5 protein-coding genes are annotated in these 5,824 nt (G+C 68.9%); 1 reads left to right on the plus strand and 4 read right to left on the minus strand.

Going from position 1 to position 5,824, the window contains the following annotated elements; genetic code table 11:
- Nucleotides 1–78 precede the first annotated feature (78 nt).
- From GT354_RS31415 to GT354_RS31430, 4 genes are all read right to left on the minus strand, one after another.
- Nucleotides 79–1,029 carry an ABC transporter permease gene (locus GT354_RS31415; RefSeq protein WP_161359769.1) on the minus strand — a complete coding sequence of 317 codons (951 nt, stop codon included), beginning with the start codon at nt 1,027–1,029 and terminating at the stop codon, nt 79–81.
- 109 nt (nt 1,030–1,138) lie between these two features.
- Nucleotides 1,139–2,488, minus strand: a complete 1,350-nt coding sequence (locus GT354_RS31420) for an ABC transporter substrate-binding protein (protein WP_161359770.1) — start codon at nt 2,486–2,488, stop codon at nt 1,139–1,141.
- 215 nt (nt 2,489–2,703) lie between these two features.
- Nucleotides 2,704–3,861 carry an enolase C-terminal domain-like protein gene (locus GT354_RS31425; protein ID WP_161359771.1) on the minus strand — a complete coding sequence of 386 codons (1,158 nt, stop codon included), beginning with the start codon at nt 3,859–3,861 and terminating at the stop codon, nt 2,704–2,706.
- A gap of 105 nt (nt 3,862–3,966) precedes the next feature.
- The gene (locus GT354_RS31430; RefSeq protein ID WP_161359772.1) at nt 3,967–5,196 is read right to left on the minus strand and encodes an ROK family transcriptional regulator; all 1,230 of its coding nucleotides are present in this window, start codon (nt 5,194–5,196) and stop codon (nt 3,967–3,969) included.
- A 365-nt stretch (nt 5,197–5,561) separates the two neighbouring features.
- Here GT354_RS31430 and GT354_RS54730 point away from each other — a divergent pair.
- Nucleotides 5,562–5,824 (plus strand): phosphotransferase (locus tag GT354_RS54730; RefSeq protein WP_237535658.1); only part of this gene is annotated, 263 nt, incomplete at its 3' end.

Genomic DNA, 5,824 nt, shown 5'->3' on the forward strand with positions numbered 1-5,824 from the left:
CGGTGGCGGTGGCGGTGGCGGTGGCGGTGGCGGTGGTAGTGGTAGTGGAAGGGGTGCTGGTCGCCGTGGGGGTGGCGGTCATCGTGTCTCCGGTCGTAGCCGCGGGTCGATCGCGGCGTGGGCGAGGTCGGTCACGGTCTGGAGGACGACGGACACCGCGACCGCGAGGAGCAGCAGATCCTGGACGAGCAGGTAGTCACGGCCCAGGACCGCGTTGAGCAGGAGTTGGCCGATGCCCGGCCACGCGAAGATCGCCTCGACGACGATGGCTCCGCCCAGGAGTTGGCCGATTTGGATGCCGAGGGCGGTGATGACGGGCGGGAGCGCGTTGGGCAACACGTGGCGAAAGAGGAGGCGTTGCGCACTGATGCCTTTGGCGATGCCCGTCTGGACGAAATCCTCGTCCTGGACACGGCGGATGGAGGCCGCGAGGAAACGGGCGATGACCGCCGCCGCGGGCAGGGCGAGACACAGGGCGGGCATGAGCAGGTATTGCGCGGCGATCTCCGGATCGTCGAGGAAGGCGACGCGTCCGGCCGCCGGCAGGATCGGCCAGGCGAGGGAGAACAGCAGGACGAGCAGGACACCGCTGACGTACGGCGGAACGGCGAACGCGAGCCCGGTGACAGCGCCTGCGCCGGTGCGTACGGTGCGACGCCGGCCCGCGCCGAGGGCAAGCCCGAGGGTGCCGCCGATGAGGATGGCCAGGACGAGCGCGGCGAGAGTCAGTTCCAGGGTGGCGCCGAGGCCCGAGCCGATCAGTGTGGCGATGGGTGCGCCGAGAATGTACGAGTCGCCGAGGTCGCCGGTGAGCAGTCCGCCGAGCCAGTGGAAGTATTGCGAGGCGAGCGAGTCGTCGAGGCCGAGTTGGGCGCGGACGGCCTCGACCGCCTGCGGTGTGGGGTCGGGCCCCGCGAGCACGACCGCGGGGTCGCCTGGGGCCAGTCGCAGCACGGCAAAGACGAGCATCGAGGCGACGAGCAGGACGAGCAGGGCTGAGGGGACGCGCCGTAAGGAATACGAAAGCATGGTCGGTCCGTTCGGTCCGTTCGGTCCGAGTCTTCGGGTCGAAAACGTGAGGGTGGGCGTGAGCAGCCTGGGCGCGAGGCTCGCGCACGGCCTGCGTGCCGGGGCTCGCCTAATCCAGATATGCGTCGTCGAGGTTCAGGTAGTCAAACATCGAGTAGGCGAGGCCCCGAAGTCGTTTGGTGACGGTGAATGTGTGGGCGCTGGTGACCAGGTCGGTGACGAACTGCTGATCGAGCAGGAAGTCGTTGACGCGGTCCGACGCCGCCTTCGTGGCGGCCGGATCGGCGGCGCTCCACAAGGCGTTGGCGATGGACTGGTATTCCGGGCTGACGAAGTTCGACGCGTTCTTGTCCGCGTTGAACGGAAAGGCGCCTTTGACGAGAGTGGCCGGCGTCAGTTGTCCGAACCCGTGGCCGTTGACGAACAGGCCGGGGAGTTTTCCGCCGGTGAGTCGGCCTTGGAAGTCGGCGGCCTGGAGCGGGACCGCGCGGGCGTCGATTCCGGCTTGGCTCAGGTTGTACTGGACGATCTCCGCGATGCGCGCGTTGGCGCCCAGGCCCGCGTTGTACACGATGTCCAGTCGTGCGCCCTTGGCACCGGCCTCGCTGATCAACTCCTTGGCCCGTTCCGGGTTGTACGTATAGTGCCGAGCCCTGGCCGCGTCGTAGGCGGGCGAGGTGGGTGACCACGGCAGCGACGACGTGGTGCCGATGCCACCGAGGACCTGGTCGAGGATGCGTTGGCGGTCGATACCCCATGCGATGGCCTGACGCACACGCTTGTCGTCGAGTGGCTTCACCGAGACGTTGGACGCGACGTAGAAGGCCGAGTCGTAGGGGTCGGCGGCGACGACCTTGAACCTGCGGTCGTTGGTGACCCCGACGGCGTCCAGGGGCGCGATGTCGAGGACCAGGTGGGTTTGCCCGGAGCGCATCGACGACAACATGGATTGCGACTGACTGACGATGGTGATGTCGACGCCGTCGAGGTAGGGCCGGCTCGGCTTGAAGTACTTCTCGTTGCGGCGGAGTTTCAGGCCGGCTCCGGGCGAGTACGAGGCGACACGGAAGGGCCCGGTGCCGATGATCCGGCTGCCTTTGGCGAGTTCGGCGATCGACTCGCGGTCGGGGATGACGAGAATCTCGAACAGGTCGAAGACGTTGCTCATCGGACGGGCGAGCTTGAGCCGGACGTCGAGGCCGTCGCTGTCGATGTCGGCGATCGCCTTGGCGACGTGCTTGAGTTGTGAGGAGACGTTGTCCTTGTGCAGGTTCGTGATCGCGAAGACCACATCTCGGGCGTCGAGGGGACGACCCGAGTGGTAAGTGACGCCGGGGCGGAGCCGGAAGGTCAAGGTGTCGCCCTTGAGTTCCCACGATTCGGCGAGCCCCGGGAGAGGTTGCAGCGTCTTGTGGTCGTATTCGATGAGTGTGTTGAAGACGGTGCGACAGATCGTCATATTCGGGTTGTTGTGGCTGAAGACCGTCGCGGGCTGGATGTCGGAACTCTGCGCGATCCTGAGGATTCCGCCGGCGGCGGGGCCGCCTTTACCCGTTCCCTTGCCCGATGCTTCGTGTAAGGCCGATCGACAGCCGGCGAGAGCCAGGGACGAAGCACCGAGTCCAAGGGTGCCAAGCATGGTGCGGCGGGATATCCCTTGTGTCGCAAGGACGCTCATCTGGGCTCCTGGAGGCTGACGGACCATACGGGGGTGACCGAGGAGTGGGTGGTGTCCAGGTCCAAGCCGATGCCGGGGCCGTCCGGAACGATGTAGTGACCGTGCCGAACGGGCTCACCGTTCGTCAGGACGTCACCACGCCAGGGAACTTCGCCGAACGCGTACTCCAGGACACCGGGGACGACGGCGGCGACGTGCGCGCCGAAGGCCGTGGCGATCGGACCGCTCGGGTTGTGCAGGGATACGGACGCGCCGACCTCGAGGGCGGCGTGCGCGAGGGCCAGCGCGGCGTGGACACCACCGGCGTGCTTGACGTCGGGCATGACCACGTCGAGAAGGTCGGCGACGGCCTCGATCTGACCCCGATCGGTGGCGAACTCGCCGCCGGCGAGCGGGACTTCGCCGGTGTATCTACGCAACCTGCGCAGCTCGTCCACGTGCTCGATGCCGACGGCGTCCTCAAGCCAGTCGAGTCGTAGCGCGAGCAGGTCGTCCAGGACGGGGAGTAGTTCGTCGAGCACGACACGTTCATGGCAGTCGACCATCAGGCCGGGGCCGGCGCCGACGGCCTGACGGACGGCCCGGACCCGGCTCAGGCCCAGGTCGGGCAGTGGGCGATCGCCCGGCGTATCGAACGGAGCGAGTTTCACGCCGCCGAACCCGGCCGCCACCGCTTGGCCGGCCGTGGCGGCGACGTCGCGCGGCTCGCGGCCGCCGGGGGCGCGATTGATGTTGGCGTAGAGCGGGAGCGGTTCGGGACGGGTGCCGCCGAGCCATTTCCACAACGGCACGCCGGCGGCGCGGGCGGCGAGGTCGCACAGCGCCTGCTCGATGCCGCCCCACACGGTCGTGTGGAGAAAGCCGGAGCGGGCCCCGGCCCTTTGTCTTACGGCGGTGGAGTGCTCGCGAAGCGGTCCGCCTTCGGATAAGAGGTCGCGAACCCGGTGGGCGTCGCGATCCCGGGCGAAGTCGCCGACGACGTCTTCGGCCTGGAAGAACGGGGTCCATTCGTCGAGTGCGGCGACGACGTCGGCAAGCGGGCCGGCGTCGGAGCATTCGCCGTAGGCGGTGAGCCTGTCGGACGTGCGGAGGCGCAGGACGAGCCAGCTGGTCCGCTCGGAGACGGCGCAGTGATAGAGCGTCAGGTCAGTCACGTGCGAGCCTCGCAGGACGACGCCAAGAGGGTCGAGGTCGCGCGGCCCCGCGGGTCGGGCCGCCCTGTGACGGGGATGACGTGGGATGACGCGTCGTCGACGTGCTCATGCGACGTCCTCGACGTACGCGAACGGGTCACACAGCACATCGGCGAGGAGCGGCGCCGCGGCGGATACGACAAGCGCGCCGACGCCGAGAGTGGTGGCCTGAACGCGGCTCCCCACTCCACGTCCTTGATAGACCATGGACTCGGCCTCGGCACGCAGAACATCCATATACGCGCCCTCGGTGACCACGGACCCCGCGAGGACGACGCGTTCCGGGTTGACGACGTCGATCACGGTGCCCACAGCTCGGCCGACGAGACGCGCTCGCGTGCGCAGCAGGCCGTCGGCGGTCTCGTCGCCCGCGTCGGCCAAGGCGACGAGTGCGTCGAGGTCGTCGGCGGCGAGCCCGGCGTCCGCGGCGGCGGCGAGAACGGCGGCGTCGCTCGCGACCTGTTCCAAACAGCCGGTACGTCCGCAAGCGCAGCGCACGTGCGAGACGGCGTCGACGCGCAGGTGCGCTATGCGTCCGGCGGCCGAGTTCGGCCCGCGGTGGATGACTCGGTCGATGACGACGGCGGCGTCGACGACGTTGCCGACGAAGACCAGCACGAGGTCGTCGGCTTCGCGACCCGCCCCGTACCAGAGTTCGGCTTGCGCGGTGGCCCGCGTGTGCTGTTCCAAGCGAAACGGTCCGGGGAGCCGATCGGAGAGCATCGCGCGAAGCGGCACGTCGGTCCAGGCGAGCGGGCGGTGTGCGACGACGACGCCTTCGGTGCTGTCGACCCAACCACCGATGCTCGCGCTGCTGCCCAGAAGGCGACGGTCGGCCGCGTGCCGGGCCAGGAAGGCCGCCGCGCCCGCGGCGGCTTGGTCGACCAGTTCTCGAGGGGTGCGCCCGGTGTGGGTGAGTGCGGTTTGCGCGTGCACTCGGCCATCGAGGCCGACGAGGCCGAGCGTGGTGCGGAGCAGGCCGAAGTGGAGACCGAGGACGACTGGGCCGCGGGCGTCGATCCGGACGGGAATTCGTGGGCGGCCCAGGTCGGTCGGAGCCTGGGGAGCGAGGTCGCGCACGAGCCCTGCCGCGATCAGACTGCCGGTGAGTTTGGTGACGCAGGGCGCGGAGAGCCCGGTCTGTCGGGCTATCTCCGCACGGGACACGGGGCCGTGGGCCAAAATCGCGCGAAGAGTGGCGGACGCGTTACCGCGACGCATGTTCTCCGCACGGTGTCCGCCGGACACCAGGCCAGGCGGCCTGCTCGCGGTCGCGTCGATGTGTGTGCCGCCCATTCGCTTCACCGTTGGTGCTTCGCTTCCCTTGGCAGACTTAGTTTCTGAAACTTAGTCAGCTGTATCGCAGACGACAAGTGCTTGTTCGGCAAAGGTTCGACAACGCGCGCCGTTTCGGGCGGCACGTCGACGGTGGCACTCGGTCCCAACCGTCGACGGGGCGCGGTAGTCGCCGGGGACGCCGATCTCGTCGACCATCACGCCGTTGGCGAATGTGGGGTACAGCTTGGGCAGGACGAGCACGGTGTTGTTGCTCGACACACGTACCCGACCCGGGGGCGGAGGCCGCGCCGGCGGTCCGCACGCCGACGACCTTGCCCGGCCCCAGAAAATCGACGGCGGCGGTGCGCTCTTCGCCGGCCCATTTGCCCAGCCGCACCTCGATTGCCTCGCCATCGTCCGCCGAACCCGGCGCCCCGCACGACGTCGCACCCCGACTTCGCGACGTCGCCGACGGGGCGTTCGCACTGCTGGACCGATGGCACCGGGCCGGATGGCGACACGGCGACATCCACCCCGGCAACATCCTGATCACCACCACCGGCGAGATCGCCTTCATCGACCACGACCTGACCCACCACCGCGACCTGCTGCCCCTGCCCGGCCCGTACCGCGGCGGCGGCGACCA

It is taken from the genome of Streptomyces sp. SID3343 (assembly GCF_009865215.1).
Lineage (GTDB): Bacteria > Actinomycetota > Actinomycetes > Streptomycetales > Streptomycetaceae > Embleya.